This window comes from Gluconobacter roseus, from assembly GCF_046058915.1.
GTDB classification, from domain to species: domain Bacteria; phylum Pseudomonadota; class Alphaproteobacteria; order Acetobacterales; family Acetobacteraceae; genus Gluconobacter; species Gluconobacter roseus_A.
The window spans coordinates 1,030,225-1,055,309 of the sequence record NZ_CP175538.1 but is presented as its reverse complement, the minus strand read 5'-3'; the positions used below and the strand labels follow the sequence as shown (position 1 = coordinate 1,055,309).

General features: G+C 61.4%; 23 protein-coding genes. 18 read left to right on the top strand and 5 right to left on the bottom strand.

The annotated features are described in order from the left end of the window. Window positions 1-30 precede the first annotated feature (30 nt). From ACJ2A4_RS04915 to ACJ2A4_RS04905, 3 genes are all read right to left on the bottom strand, one after another. Window positions 31-1,260 carry an NAD(P)/FAD-dependent oxidoreductase gene (locus ACJ2A4_RS04915; protein ID WP_408873844.1) on the bottom strand — a complete coding sequence of 410 codons (1,230 nt, stop codon included), beginning with the start codon at window positions 1,258-1,260 and terminating at the stop codon, window positions 31-33. Between the two features lie 99 nt (window positions 1,261-1,359). After that, window positions 1,360-2,595 carry a bifunctional glutamate N-acetyltransferase/amino-acid acetyltransferase ArgJ gene (argJ, locus tag ACJ2A4_RS04910; RefSeq protein ID WP_408873843.1) on the bottom strand — a complete coding sequence of 412 codons (1,236 nt, stop codon included), beginning with the start codon at window positions 2,593-2,595 and terminating at the stop codon, window positions 1,360-1,362. Between the two features lie 4 nt (window positions 2,596-2,599). Continuing rightward, window positions 2,600-3,538, bottom strand: a complete 939-nt coding sequence (locus tag ACJ2A4_RS04905; RefSeq protein WP_408873842.1) for a peptidylprolyl isomerase — start codon at window positions 3,536-3,538, stop codon at window positions 2,600-2,602. Window positions 3,539-3,852: 314 nt separating this feature from the next. Here ACJ2A4_RS04905 and secA point away from each other — a divergent pair, with 314 nt between their 5' ends. The 16 genes from secA to glmM all read left to right on the top strand — a co-directional run bounded on the left by secA (window position 3,853) and on the right by glmM (window position 21,864). Beyond that, window positions 3,853-6,618: a preprotein translocase subunit SecA gene (gene secA / locus ACJ2A4_RS04900; protein ID WP_408874101.1), complete on the top strand. Its 2,766-nt coding sequence runs from the start codon at window positions 3,853-3,855 to the stop codon at window positions 6,616-6,618. Window positions 6,619-6,652: 34 nt separating this feature from the next. Then, window positions 6,653-7,402: a YebC/PmpR family DNA-binding transcriptional regulator gene (locus ACJ2A4_RS04895; RefSeq protein WP_408873841.1), complete on the top strand. Its 750-nt coding sequence runs from the start codon at window positions 6,653-6,655 to the stop codon at window positions 7,400-7,402. Further along, window positions 7,399-7,905, top strand: a complete 507-nt coding sequence (ruvC, locus tag ACJ2A4_RS04890) for a crossover junction endodeoxyribonuclease RuvC (RefSeq protein WP_062507447.1) — start codon at window positions 7,399-7,401, stop codon at window positions 7,903-7,905. Before ACJ2A4_RS04895 ends, ruvC begins: the two co-directional genes overlap by 4 nt. After that, window positions 7,902-8,504 (top strand): Holliday junction branch migration protein RuvA, encoded by a 603-nt coding sequence (gene ruvA / locus ACJ2A4_RS04885; protein ID WP_077802342.1) that lies wholly within the window; start codon window positions 7,902-7,904, stop codon window positions 8,502-8,504. The genes ruvC and ruvA overlap by 4 nt, the downstream gene beginning before the upstream one ends. Beyond that, on the top strand, window positions 8,501-9,550 hold the full coding sequence (ruvB, locus tag ACJ2A4_RS04880; RefSeq protein WP_408873840.1) for a Holliday junction branch migration DNA helicase RuvB: 1,050 nt from the start codon (window positions 8,501-8,503) through the stop codon (window positions 9,548-9,550). Before ruvA ends, ruvB begins: the two co-directional genes overlap by 4 nt. A gap of 52 nt (window positions 9,551-9,602) precedes the next feature. Further along, complete coding sequence (ybgC, locus tag ACJ2A4_RS04875; RefSeq protein ID WP_408873839.1) at window positions 9,603-10,028, top strand: tol-pal system-associated acyl-CoA thioesterase; 426 nt, start codon at window positions 9,603-9,605, stop codon at window positions 10,026-10,028. Between the two features lie 29 nt (window positions 10,029-10,057). Continuing rightward, on the top strand, window positions 10,058-10,849 hold the full coding sequence (gene tolQ, locus ACJ2A4_RS04870; protein ID WP_408873838.1) for a protein TolQ: 792 nt from the start codon (window positions 10,058-10,060) through the stop codon (window positions 10,847-10,849). 3 nt (window positions 10,850-10,852) lie between these two features. Next, window positions 10,853-11,293, top strand: a complete 441-nt coding sequence (gene tolR, locus ACJ2A4_RS04865) for a protein TolR (protein ID WP_062507451.1) — start codon at window positions 10,853-10,855, stop codon at window positions 11,291-11,293. Window positions 11,294-11,305: 12 nt separating this feature from the next. Next, window positions 11,306-12,301 (top strand): energy transducer TonB, encoded by a 996-nt coding sequence (locus ACJ2A4_RS04860; RefSeq protein ID WP_408873837.1) that lies wholly within the window; start codon window positions 11,306-11,308, stop codon window positions 12,299-12,301. Between the two features lie 16 nt (window positions 12,302-12,317). Beyond that, window positions 12,318-13,679: a Tol-Pal system beta propeller repeat protein TolB gene (gene tolB, locus ACJ2A4_RS04855; RefSeq protein WP_194259173.1), complete on the top strand. Its 1,362-nt coding sequence runs from the start codon at window positions 12,318-12,320 to the stop codon at window positions 13,677-13,679. Window positions 13,680-13,784: 105 nt separating this feature from the next. Next, window positions 13,785-15,296 carry a glycoside hydrolase family 32 protein gene (locus ACJ2A4_RS04850; protein WP_408873836.1) on the top strand — a complete coding sequence of 504 codons (1,512 nt, stop codon included), beginning with the start codon at window positions 13,785-13,787 and terminating at the stop codon, window positions 15,294-15,296. Window positions 15,297-15,582: 286 nt separating this feature from the next. Then, entirely contained in the window at window positions 15,583-16,062 is a 480-nt protein-coding gene (gene pal / locus ACJ2A4_RS04845) for a peptidoglycan-associated lipoprotein Pal (RefSeq protein ID WP_408873835.1), read from the top strand. 142 nt (window positions 16,063-16,204) lie between these two features. After that, window positions 16,205-17,089, top strand: a complete 885-nt coding sequence (locus ACJ2A4_RS04840; protein ID WP_408873834.1) for a tetratricopeptide repeat protein — start codon at window positions 16,205-16,207, stop codon at window positions 17,087-17,089. A gap of 35 nt (window positions 17,090-17,124) precedes the next feature. Next, window positions 17,125-18,333 (top strand): tRNA lysidine(34) synthetase TilS, encoded by a 1,209-nt coding sequence (gene tilS, locus ACJ2A4_RS04835; protein WP_408874100.1) that lies wholly within the window; start codon window positions 17,125-17,127, stop codon window positions 18,331-18,333. Window positions 18,334-18,504: 171 nt separating this feature from the next. After that, window positions 18,505-20,409: an ATP-dependent zinc metalloprotease FtsH gene (gene ftsH / locus ACJ2A4_RS04830; RefSeq protein ID WP_194259168.1), complete on the top strand. Its 1,905-nt coding sequence runs from the start codon at window positions 18,505-18,507 to the stop codon at window positions 20,407-20,409. Between the two features lie 96 nt (window positions 20,410-20,505). Then, window positions 20,506-21,864, top strand: a complete 1,359-nt coding sequence (gene glmM, locus ACJ2A4_RS04825; protein ID WP_408873833.1) for a phosphoglucosamine mutase — start codon at window positions 20,506-20,508, stop codon at window positions 21,862-21,864. Window positions 21,865-21,930: 66 nt separating this feature from the next. On the opposite strand, the gene ACJ2A4_RS04820 is transcribed toward glmM, so the two are convergent. Further along, window positions 21,931-22,674 (bottom strand): response regulator transcription factor, encoded by a 744-nt coding sequence (locus ACJ2A4_RS04820; protein ID WP_408873832.1) that lies wholly within the window; start codon window positions 22,672-22,674, stop codon window positions 21,931-21,933. Between the two features lie 190 nt (window positions 22,675-22,864). Here ACJ2A4_RS04820 and fliI point away from each other — a divergent pair, with 190 nt between their 5' ends. Both fliI and fliJ read left to right on the top strand, forming a co-directional pair. Continuing rightward, window positions 22,865-24,223, top strand: coding sequence for a flagellar protein export ATPase FliI (gene fliI, locus ACJ2A4_RS04815; RefSeq protein ID WP_408873831.1), 1,359 nt, complete (start codon window positions 22,865-22,867; stop codon window positions 24,221-24,223). Window positions 24,224-24,236: 13 nt separating this feature from the next. Further along, complete coding sequence (gene fliJ / locus ACJ2A4_RS04810) at window positions 24,237-24,662, top strand: flagellar export protein FliJ (RefSeq protein ID WP_408873830.1); 426 nt, start codon at window positions 24,237-24,239, stop codon at window positions 24,660-24,662. On the opposite strand, the gene ACJ2A4_RS04805 is transcribed toward fliJ, so the two are convergent. Beyond that, window positions 24,644-25,075 (bottom strand): hypothetical protein, encoded by a 432-nt coding sequence (locus ACJ2A4_RS04805; protein ID WP_408873829.1) that lies wholly within the window; start codon window positions 25,073-25,075, stop codon window positions 24,644-24,646. The genes fliJ and ACJ2A4_RS04805 overlap by 19 nt on opposite strands. Window positions 25,076-25,085 lie beyond the last annotated feature (10 nt).

The window sequence follows — 25,085 nt, the reverse complement described above, 5'->3', positions numbered from 1 at the left end:
TTCCCTTTTGGCAAGGCTCTGAAACGGATTTCAGGCACCCAGATCGGGTTTGACCGGCGAAAGATGTTCGCGGAGCGTGCTGTAGGCTGTGGGTGCCACGCCAAGAATGCCCGCGAGATGCTGGCGATACAGGCCTTCATGGATCAGGCGCGCAGCCAGACCGGACAGAACACCGCCACCGAAGCTGCGCTTGGCGTCCAGCATGCCCCAGCCATTGTAGTCGCCAAGGGCCACAACAGCGCCGCGGTCGTTATAGGTGAACGGGGCAGGCGTCTTGCCAGCGATAATTTCCGGCAGGGCGCGGCCGATATACTGTCCCTGCTGACGCGCAGCCTGTGCCGTGGGGGCGATCGGGGCGGCGTCGATCCGGGAGCAGTCGCCGATGGCGAAAACGGTCGGGTCCTGCGTGGTCTGAAGTGTTGTGGTGACGCCAAGCTGGCCGGAGCGTCCACGCTCCAGACCCTCGAGAAGGTTTGTGGCATCGGAAGCACGCACACCAGCGGCCCAGACGCGGAGGCTGGCGGGAATGTGTTCGCCGGATTTGAGGTTGAAACCGGTCTCGTCCGCGCCGACCACCATGGCGCTGGTCCGTACCGAAACGCCGAGCTTTTCGAGTTGCTGTGTCGCAGCCGTCGAGACTGCTTCGGGGAAGGCGGGGAGGATGCGGGGGCCGGTTTCGATGAGGACGGCATCCAGCAGGGACTTGCGGACGGCCGGGCCCAGACCGCGGGCGTCATCAATCGACTTGCACAGCTCGGCAATCAGCTGAACGCCGGTTGCGCCGCCACCGACGATGCCAACGGACAGCTTCTGGCCAGCGGCACGGGCTTTCTGCACGGCGTCGCGGAATGTGGCGAACAGTGCATCGGCATCCTTGAGGCTGTCGATGAACATGCAGTGATCGACAATGCCCGGAATACCGAAATCATTCGCGCGGGAGCCCAGAGCGACCACAAGGTAATCGTAGGGGAGCGTCTTACCGTTCTCGAGCGAGACGGTCTTGGCTTCGCGATTGACGGCGACCGGGCTGGACTGGACGAAAGTGAAGCCGAATTTGGCGGCTGTATCGGTAAAGGGAATGCAGTTGCCCTGATGCTGCATGGTTCCTGCAGCGAACTCATGAAGGGACGGCTTCCAGTAATGGACGGGGCTGCGGTCAACGAGGGTCAGGGAAATGTTCTGGTGACGGCCCAGCGCGGCGGCAGCTTCGAGCCCTCCAACGCCACCGCCAAGAACAAGCACGCGAGCTGCAGCAGACATGGACTTTTTCCTCATATCAAGTGCGAAACGGCACCGTAGTTCTGCTAACGGCAGAGGCGGGGACGCACAAGCCCCGCTCTCGGTGACGTGTTGGGACGGTTAGCTGCGATAGGAGCCGTTGATGTCGATGTAGCCATGCGTCAGATCGCAGGTCCAGACACGGGCCTGTCCGTCACCCAGGCCGAGATCGACGGCAATTTCGATCTCCTGACCTTTCATGTGTGCGACTACGGGAGCTTCGTCGTAATTTTCGACGACACCGCCATCTTTCGCGATCCATGTGCCGCCAATGGCGACGGAAAGGCGGTCGCGGTCTGCGGGCTCGCCGCTTTTGCCAACCGCCATGACCACGCGGCCCCAGTTGGCGTCCTCGCCTGCGATCGCGGTTTTGACGAGCGGGGAGTTGGCGATGCACAGGGCGATGCGGTGTGCCGAGAAATTGGATTTAGCACCTGTCACGGCGATGCGGACAAGCTTTGTTGCACCCTCGCCATCACGGACCACCATCAGCGCGAGCTCCAGCAGGAGATCGTTCAGCGCCAGGGTAAACTCGGCGAGAGCGGGGTCGTTAACGTCGTCGATCTCGGGATTGTCAGCCAGACCGGTCGCGAAAATCATCAACATGTCCGAAGTGGACGTGTCCGAATCGACGGTGATGGAATTGAAACTCTGGGTGCAGCCGGAGGTCAGCAGGGACTGCAGGACGTTCTGGGGCAGCTTCGCGTCCGTTGCGACATAGGCCAGCATCGTGGCCATATCCGGAGCGACCATGCCCGATCCCTTGGCGATGCCCTGAATGCGGACCGGCTTGCCGCCGATCTTCACATCACGGCGAGCGGCCTTGGGGAAGGTGTCCGTTGTCATGATGGCGCAGGCTGCATTGGCCCAGCCATCTTCGCTCAGCCCGGCCTTTGCGGCGGGGAGGGCGGCGATGATCCGGTCCTGGGGCAGTTTTTCGCCAATCACGCCCGTGGAAGCGAGAAAGACATCCTGCGGGGGGCAGTCAAGAAGCTGTGCGGTGGCATCCGCGCAGTCTTCGCAGGCCTGCATTCCGGCGCGGCCGGTAAAGACGTTCGCGTTGCCTGCATTGACGAGCAGGGCGCAGGCATAGGGCGTTGTCAGCGCCTCGCGGCACCACAGCACCGGGGCGCCCGGGCAGGCGTTCTTTGTATAGACGCCTGCGGCAATCGTGCCGGGGACGAACTCCGCCAGCATCAGGTCCGTGCGGCCCTGATAGCGGATGCCCGCGGCAACGGCGGAAAGCCGCACGCCCGCAATCGTTGCAAGCTCCGGAAGCGGACGAGCGAGCGGAGAGACGGGGAGCGGCTTTGCCATGGACTTACTTCTTTGCAGGTGCGGCAGCCGGAGCTGCATTCGGGATGGCCTTGCCCTGTGCGTCGTAGTGAACGACCTTCACCTGGGACTCAGCGTTCTGAACGATGTCACGCACCTTGTCGCGGATCAGCTCCTGACGGACCTGGTCGTGGACCTGATCGAAGGTCGGGATCGGGGCCGTACGGGTCGCGAGGACCTGGATCACGTGCCAGCCATACTGGGTGTGAACCGGGGTCTGGGAGATCGTGTTCGGCTTCATGGCGAAAGCGGCTGCGGAGAAAGCCGGCAGCATGTCTTCCTTCTTGAACCAGCCGAGATCGCCACCGTTCGCACCGGCGGAACCCTTGTCCTTGGACAGCTGGGCAGCAAGCTTGCCGAAATCAGCGCCCTTGCCGAGCTGGGCAATGATGTCCTTGGCCTGTGCTTCGCTGTCCACGAGGATGTGGCGGGCGTGGATCTCTTCTTCCGGCTTCTTGTTCGCGTAATGCGACTGGTAGAAGTCATGCATTGCGGAATTGGTAACCAGCGGGCCGACCCTCTCTTCGAGATAGGCGTTCTGCAGGGCGTTTGCGGCGGCGGCGTCCATGGCAGCCTTCACTTCCGGCTTGCGGCTCAGGCCTTCCTTGTCGGCAGCGATCTGCACGGCCTTCTGGTCAACGAGCTGGTTGACGATCAGGGGGACCAGGACGGATGGCTGGATCTGGCGGGCCTGCGGCGGCAGGTTGCCGGCTGCGCGCTGCACGTCACCGAGGGTGATCTTCGCACCGTTGACGGTGGCGATCAGCATGTCCGGGTTGGGAGCGGCGGCCGGAGCGGCTGCACCGGGAGCTGCTGCGACAGGAGCCGCAGGGGCTGCAGCCGGAGCGGCGAAAGCCGTGGATGCTGCAACCGACGTACCGGCCAGAAGGGCGGCAAGAGCGAAAGTGGAGCGGGAAAGCCGCATGTGGGAACTACCTCGGATGTGACCTGAAAATAAGGATGGCCTGCACCATGACAAAGGCTGGTCCGCCCTGCAAGGGTGCGGTCCGTTACCATTCCGTCACGCAGGGCGGCCCAGGTCGGAAAGCGGGGCATGGATGTGACACCACGATGACAATGAGGACATTTCATCGGAGTTCGCGACGGGCTCTCCATTGACCCTTCGCGGCCCGGGTCCTATCTCCAGCAGACGTGAAAATCCTGACGGCCCGGTGTGGCGGGTCTTTCCGGTGGTGGAAAGAGCTGGCGCTTCGGGTTTTCGGCATCTCAAGGTTCAGCATGTTCGCACGCCTCGCCCGCGCCCTTTTCGGTTCTGCCAACGATCGCACGCTCAAGGCGTATCAGCGCCGTGTGCCCGAGATCAATGCACTGGAGCCTGCGGTCCAGGCCCTGTCTGACGAGCAGCTCCGGCACAAGACGACCGAGTTCAAGGAGCGGCTGGAAAAGGGCGAAACCCTCGACGGTATGCTGCCGGAAGCTTTCGCGGTCTGCCGCGAGGCATCGCGCCGGGTTCTGGGCAAGCGTCATTTTGATGTGCAGTTGATCGGCGGCATGGTTCTTCATGCCGGGCGGATCGCGGAAATGCGGACCGGTGAGGGCAAGACCCTTGTCGCGACGCTGGCGGTCTATCTGAATGCGCTGAGCGGCAAGGGTGTGCATGTCGTTACGGTGAATGACTATCTTGCGCGGCGTGACGCGGAAGAGATGTCCATCCTCTACAGCTTCCTCGGGCTGACGACCGGTGTGATCGTCCCGAACCTGTCGGACGGGGAACGTCGTGAAGCTTATGCCGCGGACATCACCTACGGCACGAACAACGAGTTCGGCTTCGATTACCTGCGCGACAACATGAAATATTCGCTCGCCGACATGGTGCAGCGTCCGTTCAACCACGCGATCGTGGATGAGGTGGACAGCATCCTGATCGACGAGGCGCGGACCCCGCTCATTATTTCCGGCCCCGCGGATGACAGCTCCGACCTGTATCGCTCTGTCGATGATGTGGTCGTAAAGCTCGTGCAGGAGCCGGATGTCTACGACAAGGACGAGAAGCTGCGCTCGGTCACGCTGACCGAGCATGGCTCCGATCGGATTGAGGCGCTTCTGGCTGAAGCCGGCGTGCTTCAGGAAGGCGGCCTGTACGACATTCATAACGTCGCCGTCGTTCATCACGTCCAGCAGTCCCTGCGGGCTCATACGCTGTTCACGCGGGACGTGGATTACATCGTGCGGGATGGCAAGGTCGTCATCATCGACGAGTTCACGGGCCGTATGATGGATGGGCGCCGGTATTCGGATGGTCTGCATCAGGCGCTGGAAGCCAAGGAGCATGTGGAGATCCAGCAGGAAAACCAGACGCTCGCCTCCATCACGTTCCAGAACTATTTCCGTCTCTATCCGAAGCTGTCCGGCATGACCGGTACGGCCATGACCGAGGCTGATGAATTCGCGGAAATCTATCATCTCGACGTGGTGGAAATTCCGACGAACCTGCCGGTCAAGCGGATCGATACGGACGACGAGGTCTATCTGACGGCGGCCGAGAAATTTAACGCCGTGGCTGATCTGATCCGGGACATTCACAAGACCGGCCAGCCCATTCTCGTGGGTACGACGTCGATCGAGAAGAGCGAATATCTCTCGCATATCCTCACGCAGCGCGGCATTCCGCATAACGTCCTGAATGCGCGCCAGCATGAGAAGGAAGCGATCATCGTGGCGCAGGCGGGTGCGCCGGGGGCTATTACGATCGCCACGAACATGGCGGGTCGCGGAACGGACATCAAACTTGGCGGCAATATCGAGATGCTGGTCAAGGCCAGCACCGAAGGCGTCGAGGACGAGGCGCAGCGTGAATCCGTTGAGCAGAACATCCGCGCGATTGTCGAAGAGCATCACGAGGAAGTTCACAAGGCTGGCGGTCTGTATGTGATCGGCACCGAGCGGCATGAAAGCCGCCGTGTGGACAACCAGCTGCGTGGGCGTTCGGGACGTCAGGGTGATCCGGGCAATTCGCGGTTCTTCCTGTCGCTTGAAGACGATCTGATCCGCATTTTCGCCAGCGACCGTATGGGCGCGATGATGCAGAAGATGGGGCTCAAGGAAGGTGAAGCGATTGTTCATCCCTGGCTGAACAAGGCTCTGGAAAAGGCGCAGAAGCGGGTCGAGGCGCGCAACTTCGACATGCGCAAGAACACGCTCAAATATGACGACGTCATGAATGACCAGCGCAAGGAGGTGTATGCCCAGCGCCGGGAATACATGGCGACGGACGACCTGTCGGGTGTGATCGCTGAGCTGCGCGAGCACACGATCGAGGATCTGGTGCATGCGCATATTCCTGAAAAATCCTTTGCCGAGGCCTGGGATACGGAAGGACTGACCAAAGAAGTCTCCCGCATCCTGAACCTGGATCTGCCGATTGCGGGCTGGGCCAAGGAAGACGGGATGGATTCCGAGAGCGTGATCGAGCGGATCGAGGCGGAAGCCGCCAAGGCGCAGGCAGCACGGACGGCCAATATGGGGCCCGAGCTGATGCGGCTGATCGAGAAGCAGGTCGTGCTGACGACGTTCGATGCAGTGTGGAAAGAACATCTGCACGGGCTGGACCAGCTGCGTCAGGGTATTGGTCTGCGGGCTTATGGTCAGCGTGATCCGCTGAACGAGTACAAGCAGGAAGCCTTCCAGATGTTCACGGCGATGCTGGATGACATGCGCATCCGCGTGACGGAGACGATGTGCCGCATCCAGGCCGTGTCCGAGCCGCCGCCGTTCCCGGTTATCAACACCGAGACGTCCGGTCCGTCCGAGGAGCCTGCGGGACTGTTCGCGCAGGGAACGACGGGGGGCGACATTCCGGCGCCGCAGCCGATGGCGGGTTTCCCGTCCGCTGCTCCGATGCCGCCGCGTCCGCAGCCCGTCCCGACAGGGGCGGAGCCTGATGCGGCGACGCTTCAGCGCTGGTATGCGGAAACGCCCCGCAATGCCCTTTGCCCGTGCGGATCGGGTCTGAAGTTCAAACACTGTCATGGCAGGCTCGCCTGAGCCTCTGACACGACGATAGAGGAAGGAGCGACCGATGGCCGGTCATTCACAGTTCAAGAACATCATGCACCGCAAGGGTGCGCAGGACGCCAAGCGCGCCAAACAGTTCGCCAAGGTCCTGCGTGAGATCACGGTTGCGACGCGCTCGGGTCTGCCTGACCCGGCGTCCAACCCGCGTCTGCGTGCCGCGATTTCCATGGCGCGTGAAGTCAACATGCCCAAGGACAATGTCGAGCGCGCCATCAAGAAGGCGTCCGGTGCTGCGGGTGGCGACGACTATGTGGAAGTCCGTTACGAGGGCTATGGCCCGGCCGGTGTTGCGCTGATCGTCGAAGGTTTGACGGACAACCGTAACCGGACGGCGGGTGAAGTCCGCGCGGCGTTTTCCAAGCATGGCGGGTCGCTGGGTGAGACGAACTCGGTGTCCTTCATGTTCCAGCGTCTGGGCGTGATCAGCTATCCGCTGGATGTGGCCTCCGAAGACGAAATGCTGGAAGCCGCGATCGAAGCCGGTGCGGACAATGCCGAGACGACCGAAGAAGGCCACGAAGTGACCTGCGCGATGGAGAACTTCTTCGCCGCGCGGGATGCGCTTGAGAGCCATTTTGGTGAGGCGCAGTCGTCCAAGCTCGACTGGCGTCCGGAAAACAGCGTGACGCTGGACGAGGACAAGGCGCGTTCGGTCATGAAGCTGATCGACGTGCTGGAAGACAGCGACGACATCCAGGCCGTCTATGCGAACTTCGATATTCCTGACGACGTGGCTGAGGCGCTGGCTGCTTGATCCGTCTGATGGGCATTGACCCCGGCCTGCGTTTCATGGGCTGGGGCATCATCGACGTGAACGGCAATCACCTGAAGCATGTGGCTTCGGGTGTGATCGGGACCGATGGGTCCGAATCCGTGCCGCTGCGTCTGTGCGAGTTGCATGGCGCTCTCAAGAAGCTGATCCGTGAATATGCTCCGGCCGAAGCGGCTGTCGAGGAGACTTACGTCAACCGCAACGGCTCTTCGACGCTCAAGCTCGGCTATGCGCGTGGGGTGGCTCTGCTGACGCCCGCCTATGAAGGGCTGCCGGTTGCGGAATACGGGGCGATGACGGTCAAGAAATCCGTGGTCGGGACCGGGTCTGCGACCAAGGAACAGGTGACGATGATGGTGAAGCGGCTTCTGCCGGGGGCGGAGATCCGCAAGGCCGATGCGTCCGATGCGCTGGCGGTTGCGATCTGTCATGCCCATCACCGGGCAAGTGCCGCGCATGTCGTGGCCGGAAAGCGCATGGCATGATCGGGCAGCTGACCGGACTTGTGGGGCAGATCGAGGGCGAGCGCTGCATCGTGGACGTCAACGGTGTGGGATATGTGGTTTCGGCCTCCACCCGCACGCTGGCCGCGCTGCCGCAGCCGCCTTCGGTGGCGCGCGTGTTGATCGAGACGATCGTGCGCGAGGATGCGATCCAGCTTTTCGGTTTTGCGACGACGGATGAGCGCGACTGGTTCCGGCTGCTGACGACCGTTCAGGGCGTGGGCGCGAAAGTGGCGCTGGCGATCCTGTCGGCGAACAGTCCCGGTGAGCTTCTGCTGGCGATCAATGCCGGGGACAAGGGCTCGCTGACCCGGGCGGCCGGTGTCGGGCCGCGTCTGGCGGACCGGATCCTGAGCGAGCTGCGCAACAAGGTCGCGAAAATGCCGGGCGGGGGCGGGACCGTATCTGCACCGGGGATCGTCTCGGGACCAAGTGTCGAGAACGATGCGCTGCTGGCGCTGGCGGGGCTTGGGTTCCGTCGGGCCGAGGCCTGGCCTGTTCTGAGCAAGGTGCTGGCCGAGAACGAGAATGCGACGCTTGATCTGGCGATCCGGCTGAGCCTGAAGGATCTCGCGCGATGAGCGACGATTACCGCGAAACCGATCCGGCCCGTCAGCCCGAGGATATGGGCGAGGGCAGTCTGCGGCCTGAAACGCTTGCGGATTTTACGGGTCAGAAGGCCAGCCGTGAAAATCTGGCGATCTTCATTGAGGCCGCCCGGGCTCGGAATGAAGCGCTGGATCATGTCCTGCTGCACGGGCCTCCGGGTCTGGGCAAGACGACGCTGGCGCAGATCGTGGCGCGTGAACTGGGTGTGGGATTTCGGGCGACGTCCGGGCCGGTCATTCAGCGTGCAGGCGATCTGGCGGCAATTCTGACAAATCTCCAGCCGCGTGACGTACTGTTCATTGACGAAATCCACCGCCTCCAGCCGGCGATCGAGGAAGTGCTCTATCCGGCGATGGAGGACTTCCAGCTTGATCTGATCATCGGCGAGGGGCCGGCTGCGCGGTCCGTGCGCATCGATCTGGCGCCCTTTACGCTTGTGGCTGCGACCACGCGGGCCGGTCTGCTGGCGACGCCTCTGCGGGACCGGTTCGGGATTCCGCTGCGGTTGGTGTTCTATACGCCGGAGGAACTGCGGGCGATTGTCTCGCGCGGGGCTCTGAAGCTTGGGATGCGCCTGACGGATGACGGGGCGGAAGAAATCGCCCGACGGTCCCGCGGGACGCCGCGTATTGCGGGGCGTCTGCTGCGCCGGGTGCGGGATTTTGCGCTCGTGTCGAAGCATGCGGTCGTGGACCGGGCGCTGGCGGATGCGGCTCTGGGGCGGCTTGAGGTCGATGAGCGCGGGCTGGATGCGATGGACCGGCGCTATCTCAAGCGGATTGCCGAGCATCATCATGGTGGGCCGGTCGGTGTGGAAACGCTGGCGGCGGGGCTTGCCGAAGCGCGCGATACGCTGGAAGACGTGATCGAGCCCTACCTGATCCAGGAAGGGCTGGTTCTGAGAACGGCCCGCGGGCGGATGCTGGGTGAGGCGGGATGGCGTCATCTCGGCCTGACGCCGCCGGCGAGCCAGGTGGATCTGCTCTCCTCGCTGGAGCAGGACAATTCCGCGCCCTGAAAGGCTCTGAACACGGTTCGGCGTCCGGGCGCACCATGACTGGAGAAACAGTATGGCCACGCACAAGATCAGGTTCCGGGTTTATTACGAAGACACCGATGCGGGCGGTATCGTCTATCACGCCCGCTATCTGGGCTTTGCCGAGCGTGCGCGCAGCGAAGCGATGCGGGATGCGGATGCGTCCGTCACCGAGCTTCTGAATGATTTCGGACTGGTCTTCGTCGTGCGTCAAGCCGCACTCCGGTACCGCTCGCCGCTCCAACTCGATGAGGAGATGGAAATCGAGACGGCATTAGAGGCCATGACTCCGACGCGGCTGAAACTTTGTCAGACTGTCCGGAATTATTCCGGGGGTGGCGAAACGGCTACGGTTATCGACGTTGAGCTGGCCTGTCTGAACGCTGCGGACATGAAACCTGCCAAAATTCCGCCCCGGTGGCGTGATGCAGTGAGAAAACTGGAGGCAGGAGAGGTCTGACCCACTTTCCTGTTTCGTCATGAAGTGCAATGGAGAGTCCTGACCCGCAAGGGACAGGATCTGTACAGGAGAGAACAGTGGATCATGAGGTAAGTTCGAGTGCGCTTGGGGCGGTCGGTGCGGCCGGTCTTTCGCCTCTGGACCTGTTCCTGCACGCCTCCATCGTTGTAAAGCTGGTGATGCTGGGTCTGCTGCTGTGCAGCGCCGGCGTATGGGCGATCATCGCGGAAAAAATCATTCTCATCCGTCGCGTCAACCGTGAGGCGACCGAGTTCGAAGACCGTTTCTGGTCGGGCGGATCGCTCGACGATCTCTACGAATCCGATGGGGCGCGTCCGACGCATCCGATGGCGGCCGTGTTTGGTGCGGCCATGGGTGAGTGGCGCCGTTCGGCTCGGATCGGCGGAATCGATCTGTCGCGGGGTGGCGTGCGTGAGCGCGTGGACCGCGCGATCGACATCACCATCATGCGTGAGAACGACCGTCTGACGCGCCGTCTGATCTTCCTTGCGACGATCGGCCCGGTGGCACCGTTCGTCGGTCTGTTCGGAACGGTCTGGGGTATTATGCATTCCTTCGCGTCCATCGCGCAGATGCATAACACGAACCTTTCGGTCGTGGCGCCTGGTATTTCCGAAGCCCTGTTCGCCACGGCGATCGGCCTCGTGACGGCCATTCCGGCCTATATCGCCTATAACGGTCTGAGCAATTTCTTCGAGAAATTCGCTGACCGCATGGAAGCCTTCGGCACCGAGTTCGCGGCCATCCTGTCGCGTCAGTCCGAGGAACGTGCGGATGATACGACCGGCGGGAAGGCCTGAACCATGGGAATGTCTGCGGGAGGACGGGCTGGAGGTGGCGGACGCCGTAAGCGTCGGCCCGCGTCGGAAATCAACGTCACGCCACTGGTGGACGTCATGCTGGTGCTGCTCATCATCTTCATGGTGACGGCGCCGATGCTGACCAGTGGTGTGAATGTGGATCTGCCGAAGACGGATGCCAGCCCGGTCAATTCGGATTCCAAGCCGATCACCGTGTCCCTGAAGACGGATGGATCGCTGTATCTGGGGGACCAGCCGGTCACGTCTGACCAACTGATCGACCAGCTCAAGGCACAGTCGCAGAACGATCCGACCCACCGTATTTTCGTCCGGGCCGATGCACATATCGACTACGGGCAGGTGATGCAGGTCATGGGACAGATCACGTCGGGTGGCTTCACGCATGTTGCGCTTCTCGCGCAGCAGCCCCAGAGCGGCCAGTAAGAGGCCGCTGCCGTGGTGCGTCCACGCCGCTCTGACAACAGGCGCTTTCGTCATGCGCTTTACGGATCAGCCGCCATTCATCTGGGGCTGATCGCGTATCTGCTTGTGCAGCTTCCACCCGAAAAACCGCCCGAGCCTCCTGAGCCTCCCACGGTTCAGATGGAATTCGAGCAGGCAGGACCGCCGACCCATCCGGTCAAGGGCGATCATCCGGCTCCTGCGCCCGCTCCGGCCCCCGCACCCGTGAAGAACGAGGCACCTCCCGCCCCGACGCCGCCGTTGAAGGCGCCGACGGAAGAGCCGCCTCCGCCACCACCGCCGCCTCAGCCCGTGCCGCCTCCGCCGGAGACGCCGCCGCAGAAGCTGCCGGACATCAAGCTGCCGCCGAAGATGACGGATGAGTCGCCCGAGCCTGTGCCGGCGTCGCCGCCCAAACCGTCACCGCCGTCCAAATCGACGATGGTTGCACCGCCGAGCCCGCAGACGCAGAAGGCCGACAAGCTGCCGGATATGCCGAAATTTTCGCATATGACGCAGCCGAATGCGGTCAAGAAAACCGAAGCGGACAGTCATTCCCTGCTGGCGACGCTGGATAATTTCCGGGCGGACCAGAAGCAGACCCATGCGCCGACCGCGAAGGCCAATCCGCCGCAGGGTGGGGCGCCGAACGGGGGCGGGGTGCCGAATGGTGACATCACCAAGTCCCTGTCCATGGCGGATCAGAAGGCCATCGGTGGGTCCGTGCGCCGCTGCTACACCGAAGACACCGAAGCGCGGAACTATGCGAGCTTTGTCGCGCATATGGTTGTAACCGTTGATGCGACCGGCGAGGCGCGGATTGTCAAATTTGCGCCTGAAACGGCTGCGAAGATGGCGTCCGACCCGTCCTATCGCGTTCTGGCGGAGCGGGCGCGGGATGCGGTGCTGAGCCCCACCTGTGCCCATCTGCCGATCCCCTCCAAGATGCTTGGTCAGACGCATGAGCTGCGTTTTGTCTTCAGGCCGTAATCCACGAGGAAGTCTCATGTCCTTCATTCCCGATACCGAAGCCGAGGCCCTGAGCGCGCTGTTCTCGCGCCGCTCCGTTCTGGGAGCCACCGCTGCGGGTGGTCTCCTGGCGACGCCTCTGGCGGCCTTTGCCCAGTCCGGTGCGGCTTCCGGCCCCGGTGAAGCCGAAATCACCGTCGATCAGGCCCGTCAGGAGCCGATCCCCATTGTCATCCCGAATTTTGGCGCGGGACTGGGTGAGCAGATTTCCGGCGTGATCACGTCCGATCTGAACGGAACCGGTCTGTTCAAGGTCATGAGCGGCAGTGTACCGCCGGGCTCCACGCCGGATTTCAGTGCGCTCAAGGCTCAGGGCGCCCGTGCGGCTGTGGCCGGTCAGGCGATTGGTTCGGGCAGTGTGCGCGTCGAGATGCGTCTGTGGGACGTACTTTCCGGCCAGCAGCTTCAGGGCACGGCCTACACGGCCTCGACGTCCAACTGGCGACGGATCGCGCATATTATTGCTGACGTGATCTATGAGCGGATGCTGGGCGAGAAGGGCTATTTTGACACCCGCATCGCCTATATCGCCCGAACCGGTCCGCGCCACCACCAGATTACCCGTCTGGCCCTGATGGATCAGGATGGCGCCAACGAGCGCATGCTGACGGGCGGGGAATGGCTGACGCTGACGCCGCGCTTCAACCCGGTGCGCGATCAGATCGCGTTCATGTCCTACGCCAATAACCGTCCGCGCGTGTATCTGTTTGATCTGGCCTCCGGCCGTCAGCAGATCCTGGGTGAGTTCGCGGGCATTTCCTTTGCGCCGCGCTTCTCGCCGACGGGTGGCTCGGTCGTGCTCTCCGCAACGCGTGGTGGCGGGTCTGACATTTTCGTTGTTGATCTGGCCTCGCGGGCGAAGCGGCAGTTGACCAACTCCAATGGCGCGATCGACACCAGCCCGTGCTTCAGCCCGGATGGCAGCCAGATCGTGTTCAACTCGGACCGTGGTGGCAGCCCGCAGCTTTACATCATGAGTGCGTCTGGCGGGGCGGCGAAGCGGATTTCCTATGGCAGCGGCCAGTATGGATCACCTGTCTGGTCGCCGCGTGGAGACCTGATCGCCTTCACCCGGATCGGTGGCGGTGGCTTCTCGCTGGGTGTCATGAATCCGGACGGCACGGGCGAGCGTATCCTCACGCAGGGCTTTACGGTAGATGGCGCGACGTTCTGCCCGAATGGTCGTGTGCTGGCGTTCTGCCGCCAGAGCGCATCGGGTGCGGGCGGTGCAGGCTTTGCGTCCGGCATCGGCACGATTGACATCACGGGCTTCAACGAGCGCCCGATCCGGATCTCGACGGGTGCGTCGGACCCGGCCTGGTCTCCGCGAAACGGCTGAGGTCATGGTCCGCGCTTCCGGTCCGGGAGCGCGGATTTGCAAAAGGGTGGGGAACCCTTTTTCCTGTAAGGCGTCGCAAGGACGGTTTTGACAGGAGAATTCCCCATGTCCCCTCAGGAGACACGGCAGTGGCGCCCGCTGCTGCACTACGCCCCGGCCCGGAACTGGATGAATGATCCGAACGGGCCGATCCTGATCGACGGGGTGTATCACCTCTTTTACCAGCACAATCCGGTTGAGCCCGTCATGGGCTATATTTCCTGGGGGCATGCTACCAGCCGCGACCTTCTGCACTGGGAAGAGCAGCCGATTGCCCTGCCGTCCACGCCTCAGGAACAGATCTATTCCGGCACGGTGATTTATGACCGTGACAATCGCAGCGGACTGGGAACACCGGAAAAGCCAGCGCTTCTGGCGCTTTATACCAGCGTGTTCCGCGATATGCCGGGCGAGCAGGAAGATGGGACGCAGGCGGTTTCGGTGGCCTTCAGTCTGGATGGCGGGGCGAACTGGGTCCGCTATGGGCATAACCCGGTTCTGACGCTTGATCCGGCCTCGCAGAATTTCCGTGATCCGGCGCTGTGCTGGTACGAAGAGGGTGGTTACTGGGTGCTGACGGCGGTTGAGGCCGAGCAGCAGGTGGTCAAGCTTTTCCGCTCCACCGATTTCCTGCAATGGGAGTTTCTGAGCGATTTCCATCCGCCCGGCTATCATACGCCGGATATGCTGTGGGAAGTGCCGGTTCTGGTGCGTCTGCCCATTGAAGGTGAGGACGGGCGTACCGGTTGGGTGACGATCGTCAGTGTCAATCCGGGCGGTCTCACGGGAGGGTCAGGCACGTTCTATTACGTGGGTGATTTTGACGGCACGGACTTCACGCCTGCTCATCAGCCTTCGGTGACGGATGATCCCTGGCAGTATCGCTGGATGGATTACGGGCCGGACAATTATGCGATTGTCTGCTTTGCGGGCACGCCCCAGCCGCTCAGCATCGGCTGGATGGGGAACTGGAACTACGCCAATCATGTGCCGACATCACCCTGGCGCGGACAAATGACCCTGCCGGCGCATCTGTCTCTGGCCCGGCAGTCGGATGGAACGCTTGTCGTGAGACAGCAGCCGATCAGTCTGGGCGCTCCGGAAGAAGTCTTTGCGGCCGGTGAAATCCGTCCCGAGGCGGGGAAACCCTGGGTTCTGCCTGATGGCGTCATGGACTGTACGGATTTCGCAAATGCTGTTCTTGACCTGCAACTGGTCATTGAGCCAGGGACGGATGTGGCGGTCCTGACTGTCGCGGCAACCGGGGAAGGCCGGTTTGGTACGGAAATTCTTTACGATCCGGGACGTCAGGAACTGGTCGTGGATCGCAGTCGTCCCGGTGTTCCAGTGCCTGACAAAACCTTCACGACGCGGCATGTCGCACCCCTTTCATTGGTGGACGGCCAGGTGCGTTTGAGGGTGATCGTGGATCGGAGTTCGGTCGAAGTTTTCGCCAGTGATGGCCTTGTGAGGATGACGGAGGTCATCTTTCCACCGTCGTATGCCACGACCGTGACGCTGGGCTGCTACGCAGGCAGCGCATGTTTCAAAGGTGTGAAAGCGCAATGGTTCCGATGATATGGCAGAATTCTGCCACATTCGTCAGGACATCTGTGACATTTATGCCGAAATTTCTGGTTCCGAATATGAATCGAACTTTTCGCGCCTGAGCGGCGTTAACACGACACTTGACCCATGATTTGAGTCATGAGTATGGGCGCTTATGGCCACTGTTTTTCAGGGGGTGCACCACAGGATCGCAACCAATTCCTGAGTGTTTCGATCTGGAAGGAAGTGGTCCGGAATAACGCGGCATTTTCCGCATTCGGTTCCAGTTGTGGGGCCGTTCTCAGGATTGAGACACATGAAGTTCAAGGTATTTGGCGCGCTCGGTCTGGCGCTTGTTCTCGCAGCCTGTTCCAACGGCAACACCAACAAGGGTGACAGCAACGGCGCGGGCGCCGTCGCTCGGGAAGCTGGCCCGACGCCCGGCAGCGAAGCCGATCTGGTTGCCAATGTCGGTGACCGCGTCTTCTACGAGCTGAACCAGTCCCAGCTCTCCGAAGAAGCCCGCGCAACGCTGGACAAGCAGGTTGCATGGCTCGCCAAGTACCCGCAGGTCAGCATCCAGGTTGCTGGCAACTGCGATGACCGCGGCACGGAAGAGTACAATATTGCTCTCGGCCAGCGTCGTGCGAACGCAGCCCGCGATTATCTGGTCGCCAAGGGCGTGAGCGCTTCGCGCATCACCACGATCTCTTACGGCAAGGACCGTCCGACCGCCGATGGCGATGACGAGCAGTCCTGGTCGCAGAACCGTAACGCCATCACGTCTGTTCGTTGAACCGACGTTTCGCCCGTACGGACTGAGATGATGAGCGGCCGGGGGATTATCCCCCGGCCGTTTCTGTTTTATGACTGGGCCATGTTGCGCGCAAAACCTGCCTGCGTGCCCGTGACTGCGAGTCTGTCTCAGGAGATCCGTTATGGTGCTGTCCCGTTCCCTGCGTGCCGTCTTTCTGGGCACGGTTCTTTCCGTTCTGTCGCCTGTCGTTTCGGTCATGGCTCAGGACGCGCCTGACAGCGGGGAAATTTCCTCACGCGAAGCCATCGCCCTGCAGGACCAGATCGCTTCCCTTCGTCAGCAGCTTTCGCAGGTCCAGAACGGGGCGGGCAATCTGGGCGCGCCGAGTGCAACGGCACTGCCTCAGGTTTCTGTCGGAGACGGCAACCTGACAGCGCAGCTTCTGGAACGTGTTTCGGCTTTGGAAGAGCAGAACCGCCAGATGCGTGGCGAACTGGATCAGCTCAGCAACTCGGTTCGCGACAACCAGGCCAGCGTGTCCAAGCAGATCTCGGACATGCAGTTTGCATCGCAGAATGGCGGCGGTTCGGCACCGGCACCGGCTGCGGCGGCCGCTCCGGCCAAGGCGGCGACACCGGACAAGGCTCCTGCCACTGCATCCGATACATCGGAACAACCAAAGACGGCTCTGGATGCTCTGAAGAGCGGAAACGCCGCTCTCAAATCCGGCAATTATACGGATGCAGAGAGCAATGCACGCTTTGCTGTCAAAACAGCGCATAGCGTGTCCGGCAAGATGGATGCCCAGTTCCTGCTGGCGCAGTCTCTGGCAGGGCAGAAGCAGTACCGTCAGTCAGCCGTTGCTTATTATGATGCCTATACGAAGGCTCCCAAATCCCTGAAGGCTCAGGATTCGCTTCTGGGTGTGGCCGCTTCGATGCTGGCGCTCGGGGACAAGGGCTCGGCCTGTCAGGCTCTGGATAAGCTCAAGACGGAATTTCCGACGCCGGCCCCGCGGGTCAAGACGGCCGAGACGACGTTCCGGAGCCGCGCTGCCTGTCATTGACGCCCGTTTCAGTAGGATCTGATCCTGCCTTGCCTGTGGAAGAACGGGAGTTCGCCGGGCTGATGACAGAGCTGGGGCCTTGGGCCCCGGATGTGGCGGAGGCGCCGGTTGGGCTGGCTGTCTCTGGTGGTGCCGATTCCATGGCGCTCGCGTTTCTGGCCCGACGCTGGCGGCGCAATGTCATAGCCTTCGTGGTCGATCATGCCTTGCGGCCTGAATCAGCCGACGAAGCCCGTCTGACAGTTGGGCGCCTTGTTGAAATGGGTGTGACAGCGCGGCTCCTGACGCTGGCACCTTTTCCCAAAGGGCGGTTGCAGGAGCGGGCGCGGCAAGCCCGGTTTGAGGCGCTGGAAGAGGCCTGTGTCGTCGCGGGATGTCTGGATCTGCTTGTCGCGCATCATGCCGGCGATCAGGATGAGACGGTATGGATGCGGAGCCTGCGTGCGAGCGGGCCGGCGGGTCTGAGCGGTATTCAGCCCGTTTGCGTGCGTGGACGGATCAGGCTTGTGCGACCGCTTTTGTCACTGTCCAAAGATCGGCTGCGTCAGACACTGAAAGCGGAAAACCTGCCCTGGATCGAGGACCCGTCGAACGCCAACCGGCGGTTCGAACGTGTGCGCTGGCGGCAGGATCTGACGTCTGGGCAGCGACGTGAGGCTGCGTTGCTGCGGACCAGCGCCATCCGAGAGCGCCAGCGGATTGAAGCGGAACTGGCCGTCAACCTTGCACGTCATGCCGTATGGCACTCTGAGGGCTGGGTTTTTCTGGAACGAGGCGGAGTTTGTGAAGAGACGCTGGCGGCGCTGATCCGTCTGGTTTCGGGCAGTTCCTATCGTCCGGCCCGCGACGCCCTGCTGCGGCTGATGGAACAGGGTGAGGGCACGTTGTCGGGGGTTCATGTACAGCCAGCGGGACGGTTCGGTGACGGGGTGATTCTGGTTCGTGAAGAAAAAGCGGTAACGGGGCCGGTCGCTGCTAGGGCAGGCGTGGTCTGGGACGGACGCTGGCGCCTGCTGACGCCGGATGTCCCTAGCGGAAGTCTGGTCGGGGCTCTTGGTAATGCGGTCCATGCGCTCGATCTTCGCAGGCTGGGAGTTCCATCTGCGGCGGCACGGTGTCTTCCGGGTGTGTGGCATGAGGGGCGGCTGATTTTGTGGCCCCGGATCGGAGAAAAGGCCGGCGGAGCCGGGTTTGTCTGGGCGGCCGGGGTGCCTGCGACCGGAGAAAATCGTTTGGGGACGTAAAAAGAGCCTCAAAAATGCAAGAAATGCGTTTTCCTGCCTGTGATGGGGTAGGATCGTGGACGCGGAAGCTTATGTTATGAAGTCAACGCAGAATGTGACCGGTCGGCCAGTTGTGACGGGGGACCCCGGACTGCATCTGACGGAACAGTCTGAAGGACGACAGAGAGCGAGATGAACAATTTAGGCCGTAACGTTGCGATCTGGGTGGTCATCATCGTGGTCGGAATGGCAGTGCTGACAGCCTTCCAGCCCGGTGGCGGCCAGCATGCAGCCCAGCAGATCGCCTATTCCGATTTCATTCATGACGTGGACCAGCATCAGGTCCGTTCGGTCATGATCCAGGAGCAGAACATCTCCGGGACTCTGACGAACGGGACGTCTTTCGACACCTATGCACCGCTTGATCCGAGTCTTCCGTCCCGTCTGACCGCTGCCGGCGTCGAAGTGACGGCCAAGCCGATGGAGAGCGGGGAAAGCCCAATTCTGCGTTACGTCGGGGCCTATCTGCCGGTTCTGATCCTGGTGGGTCTGTGCTTCATGGTTTTCCGCCAGATGCAGGGTGGCGGCGGCCGGGCCATGGGCTTTGGCAAGTCCCGTGCCAAGCTGCTGACGGAGAAGACCGGTCGCGTGACGTTTGAAGACGTTGCCGGTATCGACGAGGCGAAATCCGAACTTCAGGAAATCGTCGAATTCCTGCGTGATCCGCAGAAATTCACCCGTCTGGGCGGCAAAATCCCCAAGGGGGCGCTTCTGGTCGGACCTCCGGGTACCGGTAAGACGCTGCTGGCACGTGCCATCGCAGGCGAGGCCAACGTGCCGTTCTTCACGATTTCCGGTTCGGACTTCGTGGAAATGTTTGTCGGTGTCGGTGCGTCCCGTGTGCGTGACATGTTCGAGCAGGGCAAGAAGTCCGCACCCTGCATCATCTTCATTGACGAAATCGATGCCGTGGGTCGCCATCGTGGCGCCGGTCTTGGTGGCGGCAATGATGAGCGTGAGCAGACCCTGAACCAGATGCTGGTCGAGATGGACGGTTTCGAGAGCAACGAAGGTGTCATCCTGATTGCTGCGACCAACCGTCCGGACGTTCTGGATCCGGCACTGCTGCGTCCTGGCCGTTTCGACCGTCAGGTTGTCGTGCCGAACCCGGATGTGGCCGGTCGTGAGAAGATCCTGCGCGTTCACATGCGCAAGGTCCCTCTGTCGTCGGATGTTGATCCGAAGGTCATTGCACGGGGTACGCCGGGTTTCTCGGGTGCGGATCTGTCAAATCTCGTAAACGAGGCTGCACTGATGGCGGCCCGTCAGGGGCGGCGCACTGTGGGTATGGCGCAGTTCGAAGAGGCCAAGGACAAGGTCATGATGGGGGCGGAGCGTCGTTCCATGGTCATGACCGAGGACGAAAAGCGTTCGACGGCCTATCACGAGTCCGGACATGCCATCTGCGCGATCTTCACGCCGGGGAGCGATCCGATCCACAAGGCGACCATTGTGCCGCGTGGCCGGGCTCTTGGTCTGGTCATGACGCTGCCGGAGAAGGACAATATTTCTTACAGCCGCAAATGGTGCCTGGCCCGTCTGGTCATTGCCATGGGTGGTCGCGTTGCCGAAGAAATCATCTTCGGCCGCGAGGAAGTCAGTGCCGGTGCTTCGGGTGACATCAAGAGTGCGACCGATCTTGCGCGTCGGATGGTCACCGAATGGGGCATGAGCGACAAGCTCGGCATGATCGCTTACGGCGATAACGGGCAGGAAGTGTTCCTTGGTCACTCGGTCACGCAGAGCAAGAATATTTCCGAGGAAACCGCGCGGGAGATCGACAAGGAGGTCAAGGTCCTGATCGATACGGCCTACAAACAGGCTCATGATCTGTTGACGGAACATCTTGATGACCTGCATCGCCTGACAGCGGCACTTCTGGAATATGAGACTCTGACAGGTGACGATGTCGGTCGCATCATGCGCGGTGAGGCGATCGAGCGGACTTCGGACGATGAGCAGATGCCGGATAACCGTCGTGCCTCCGTTCCGACCACACGTCCTGGCGCGTTTGATCCGGCGCCTCAGGCAGGTTAATCAGGCAGCAAATCGCACCAGCGGGCGCGTCATTGAGGAGAACATCCTCGGTGTCGCGCCTTTTTCATTTCTGGCAGACAGGCAGGATTTTTCATTATGGCCAGCAAAAGGTCTCTGTTCGGTACTGATGGCATCAGGGGAACGGCCAATACCGCACCCATGACGGTCGAGGTTGCACAGAGACTGGGACAGGCGGCCGGGCTGTACTTCATGCGGAGCCAGAACCGTCGCCACAGTGTTGTTCTGGGCAAGGATACGCGTCTTTCGGGCTATATGCTGGAATGTGCGCTGGTTGCAGGATTCCTGTCCGCCGGAATGGACGTCATTCTGGTCGGACCACTTCCCACCCCGGCGATTGCCATGCTGACGCGGTCCCTGCGGGCCGATCTGGGTGTCATGGTTTCGGCCTCGCACAACCCCTTTACCGACAATGGCATCAAACTTTTTGGGCCGGACGGTTTCAAGCTCTCTGACGAAGTTGAAGGTGAGATTGAAGACCTGATGGCGCAGGATCTGTCCGGTCGTCTGGCTTCTCCGGCGCAGATTGGTCGGGCGTCGCGTCTGACGGATGCAGCCGGCCGGTATATCGAGAATGCGAAGGCGTCTTTTCCGCGTGGACTGCGTCTGGACGGCCTGAAGATCGTCATCGACTGCGCCAATGGCTCGGCCTATCGCGTGGCACCTACGGCGTTGTGGGAACTGGGTGCGGAAGTCATCAAGATCGGCTGTTCGCCTGATGGTCTGAACATCAATGACGGTGTGGGATCGACGCATCCTGAAACCCTGTGTGCGGCTGTCAGGGAGCATGGCGCGGATTTCGGCATTGCGCTGGATGGCGATGCGGACCGCGTTCTGATTGCGGACGAAAACGGCAATCTTGTCGATGGGGACCAGATTATTGGTCTGATCGCGGCCTTCTGGAAGCAGCATGACAGACTGCGTGGCAACACGGTGGTGACGACTGTCATGTCCAATATGGGGCTGGAAAAGGCTCTGGCCGAGAACGGGCTCGAACTTCAGCGGACGGCAGTCGGTGACCGTTATGTTGTCGAGCGGATGCGGGAAATCGGTGCCAATCTCGGAGGCGAGCAGTCGGGACATATGGTCCTGTCCGACTATGCCACCACGGGCGATGGCTTGATTGCGGCCTTGCAGGTTCTGGCCGTGTCTGTTGAGACCAAGCGGCCGGCCAGCGAAATCTGCCGTTTCTTCACGCCTTATCCGCAGCTTCTGAAAAATGTCCGCTATTCAGGGACCAGCCCGATGGGAAGTCCTGACCTTGCCGCAGCCAAGGCCTGGGCCGATGAACGTCTGGCCGGGAGTGGCCGTCTTGTCCTGCGTGCCAGCGGTACGGAGCCTCTGATCCGTGTCATGGCAGAGGCAGAGGATGAGGCGCTGGTGAATGAGGTTGTGGACCATGTCTGTGACGTCATTCGCGCTATTGCTCATGTCTGAACCTGTCTGACGACAGAAAAGGGTAAACATCCAGCGCAGGCAGGGATCTGCCTGATTGCAGAGAAATCAGGCAGTCGCAGCGGTGACCGGAGAGTTATGCTGGGGGGCGGTCTCCGGGAGAGGTGCTAAGGCCGGGCTGTCGTCTTCGCGCAGGATGTAGCCGCGGCCCCAGACCGTGGCGATCAGGTTGCCTGCACCGACATTCTGGAGCTTGCGACGCAGCTTGCAGATGAAAACGTCGATAATCTTCATTTCCGGCTCGTCGATGCCACCATAGAGGTGGTTAAGAAATGCATCCTTGGTCAGCACCGAGCCTTTGCGGATGACCAGAAGCTCAAGGATGGCATATTCCTTGCCCGTCAGATGCAGCGGCGCTCCATCGACGGTAACGTTCTTGCCGTTCAGATCCAGTTCCAGATTTCCGACGCGCAGCTTCGGTTCGGCAAAACCGCGGGAGCGGCGCATGACGGCCTGAAGACGGGCGATCAGTTCGCTAGCATCATAGGGCCTCGTCATATAGTCGTCTGCACCCATCGAGAATGCCCGGATCTTGGCCTGGGGCCGCAGCAGGGCAGACAGGACGAGAATAGGGGTCGTGATGCGGGCCGTCCGGACGCGCCGGATGACTTCATACCCTTCAAGGTCGTTCAGCATCAGTTCAAGCACAACCACGTCATAATCATAATGACGGAGCATCTCGATGGCCTCTTCACCAGACGGTGTGTGGTCCACGGTAAAGGATGCGGTCCGCAGGATCTGGGACAGGCTGGCGGCGGCGGACTGATCGCTATCGACAAGAAGAATACGCATGTTCTCAACTCCCGGCTTGGTGAACCAATGGTTACTACCCAAGGTTGTGTGTGTCGATAGACATAGATCAAAAATCGTAAATTTGTCATTATTTTTCCCGTCAAAGGGGAACATTAGGAATGTCTTAACGAGAAGGTTGTAGGTTCTAAAGATCGGATCAAACCGCAGAATACGGCGAGAAACTGGCACTATGAGCAAATACGACAGGCTTCTTGCAGCGCTTTCCGACATGACCTGCACCTGGGTGACGGGAAGTGTGAAAGACGTTGTGGGTCTGTGCGTGACTGTTATCGGACTCGAGGGTTTTGTTACGATTGGGGACCGAGTTGCCATCAGGTCACGGAACGGCCGGTCTGTACAATCCGAGGTTGTGGGATTCCAGGGAGACATGGCCCGTCTTATGTCCTTTGGTTCTCTGGAAGGGATTGGTCCGGGATGTGAGGCGAAGGTGCCGCTGAATCGCCGTGATGGCGGTCTGAATGTGAGCGATGGCTGGCTGGGACGGGTTGTCGATCCGCTGGGACAGCCGATTGACGGGAAGGGGCCGCTGCTGCCCTCATTCAAGCGGCAGCCGATTCAGTCGCCTCCACCCAATGCGGCCAGCCGTGCCCGTCTTGGCGAGCGTATCGACCTTGGGGTGCGTGCCCTGGATACGTTCACGACCTGCCGTCGTGGCCAGAGGCTCGGGCTTTTTGCCGGATCGGGCGTCGGGAAATCGACTTTGCTCTCCATGCTGGCAAAAGGCGCGGAATGTGACGTTGCAGTTATTTCGCTGGTTGGCGAGCGGGGACGTGAGGTCCGGGAGTTCATCGAGGACGATCTCGGGCCGGACGGGCTGGCCCGCAGTGTGCTGGTGATCGCCACCTCTGACTCACCGCCGCTGATGCGTCGTGAAGCCGCGTTGTCCGCCATGGCGATTGCGGAATATTTTCGGGACAGAGGCAAATCTGTTTTGCTGCTGATGGACAGCGTGACCCGCTTCTGCATGGCGCTGCGTGAAATCGGTCTGTCTGCCGGAGAACCGCCAGCGACCCGTGGTTATCCTCCCTCAGTCTTTGCCGAGCTTCCACGTCTTCTGGAAAGAGCGGGGCCAGGATATCCCGATCAGGGAATGATCACAGCACTCTTCACGGTTCTTGTGGAAGGTGATGATCAGAACGAGCCTGTCGCCGATGCCGTGCGAGGCATTCTGGACGGCCATATCATTCTTGACCGTAAGATCGGGGAACAGGGGCGTTATCCTGCGATTGATGTTCTGCGGTCCCTGTCGCGTGCCGTTCCACGGTGTAACTCGGCGGAAGAAAATGCCCTCACGCGACGGGCGCGTGCGGCCATGGCGACGTATCAGCGCATGGCGGACATGATCCGGCTTGGCGCCTATAAGGCCGGCACGGATCAGGAAGTGGATGAAGCCATTGCGCTGATGCCACGACTGAATGCGTTTCTGTCTCAGGATCGGGACGAACGCTCCACGCGTGCCGAGGCCTTCGAACAACTGGCTCAGATCATGCAGACTCTTCCACAGAACGCTCCCGTGAAGGCAGCGTAAAGGACATATCACGATGGAACGCTCGCCTCTCGATACACTGATCACCCTGCGGGAGCAGGAACTTGACGTTGTGGAACGAAGTTTTGCCGATGCGGTGGCGCGTGAGGCGGCTGCAGAAGAGAAACTGGCTTCTGCTCAGGAAGAGATCCTGAACGAGCAGCGGATCGCCTCCAGCCCCACAGCGGGGGATGGTGCTGTTGAAGCATTCAGTCGCTGGCTTCCACTGGGGCGAAAGGCGGTGGCGGAGGCTCAGGCGCGCTGCCGTGAGGCCGCGCTGGACCGCGAAACCGTGCGCTCGGCGCTGATCGCGGCCCGAGCGGCCATGGAGGCGGTCAAGACGTTGCGGGATGAGCAGAAAGAAGAGGAACGACAGGCTGATCTCAGGAAAGAACAGAATGTTCTGGACGAACTTGCGGTCCGTCAGTTCGGCCGGTCCTGAGGGGATCCGTGGCCGCGTAAGGCTGCTTCGATCTGGGCTGCCGTGCCGATCAGGGCGCAGGCGACAGGATGCGTATTGTCGCGGACGAAAGCCAGAACGAGGTCCGGATCGCTGGGAAAGAGATCACTCGGCATTGTGAGGACCGGTGTCATTTCACCATTGCGCGAAGCGGCTTCTGCGGCGTGTGACAGGATGCGTGCGACGGCTTTTTCAAGTGCCGGAAGAAGCACCGTATGGGAGGCATCGTGATGATCGGCATGTGTCGCCGTCAGTTCGTCCCAGCCGGCCCGGGTCACGAAGGCCGGGATGCCATCCGGCGGCGTTTCACGTTCGGCGCGCAGCAGGGCGCCTGACTGTGCCATGCCGAGAATATCCAAGGCAGGCAGGATCGCGGGGTCAAGTTTGATGGACATTCTGATCTTT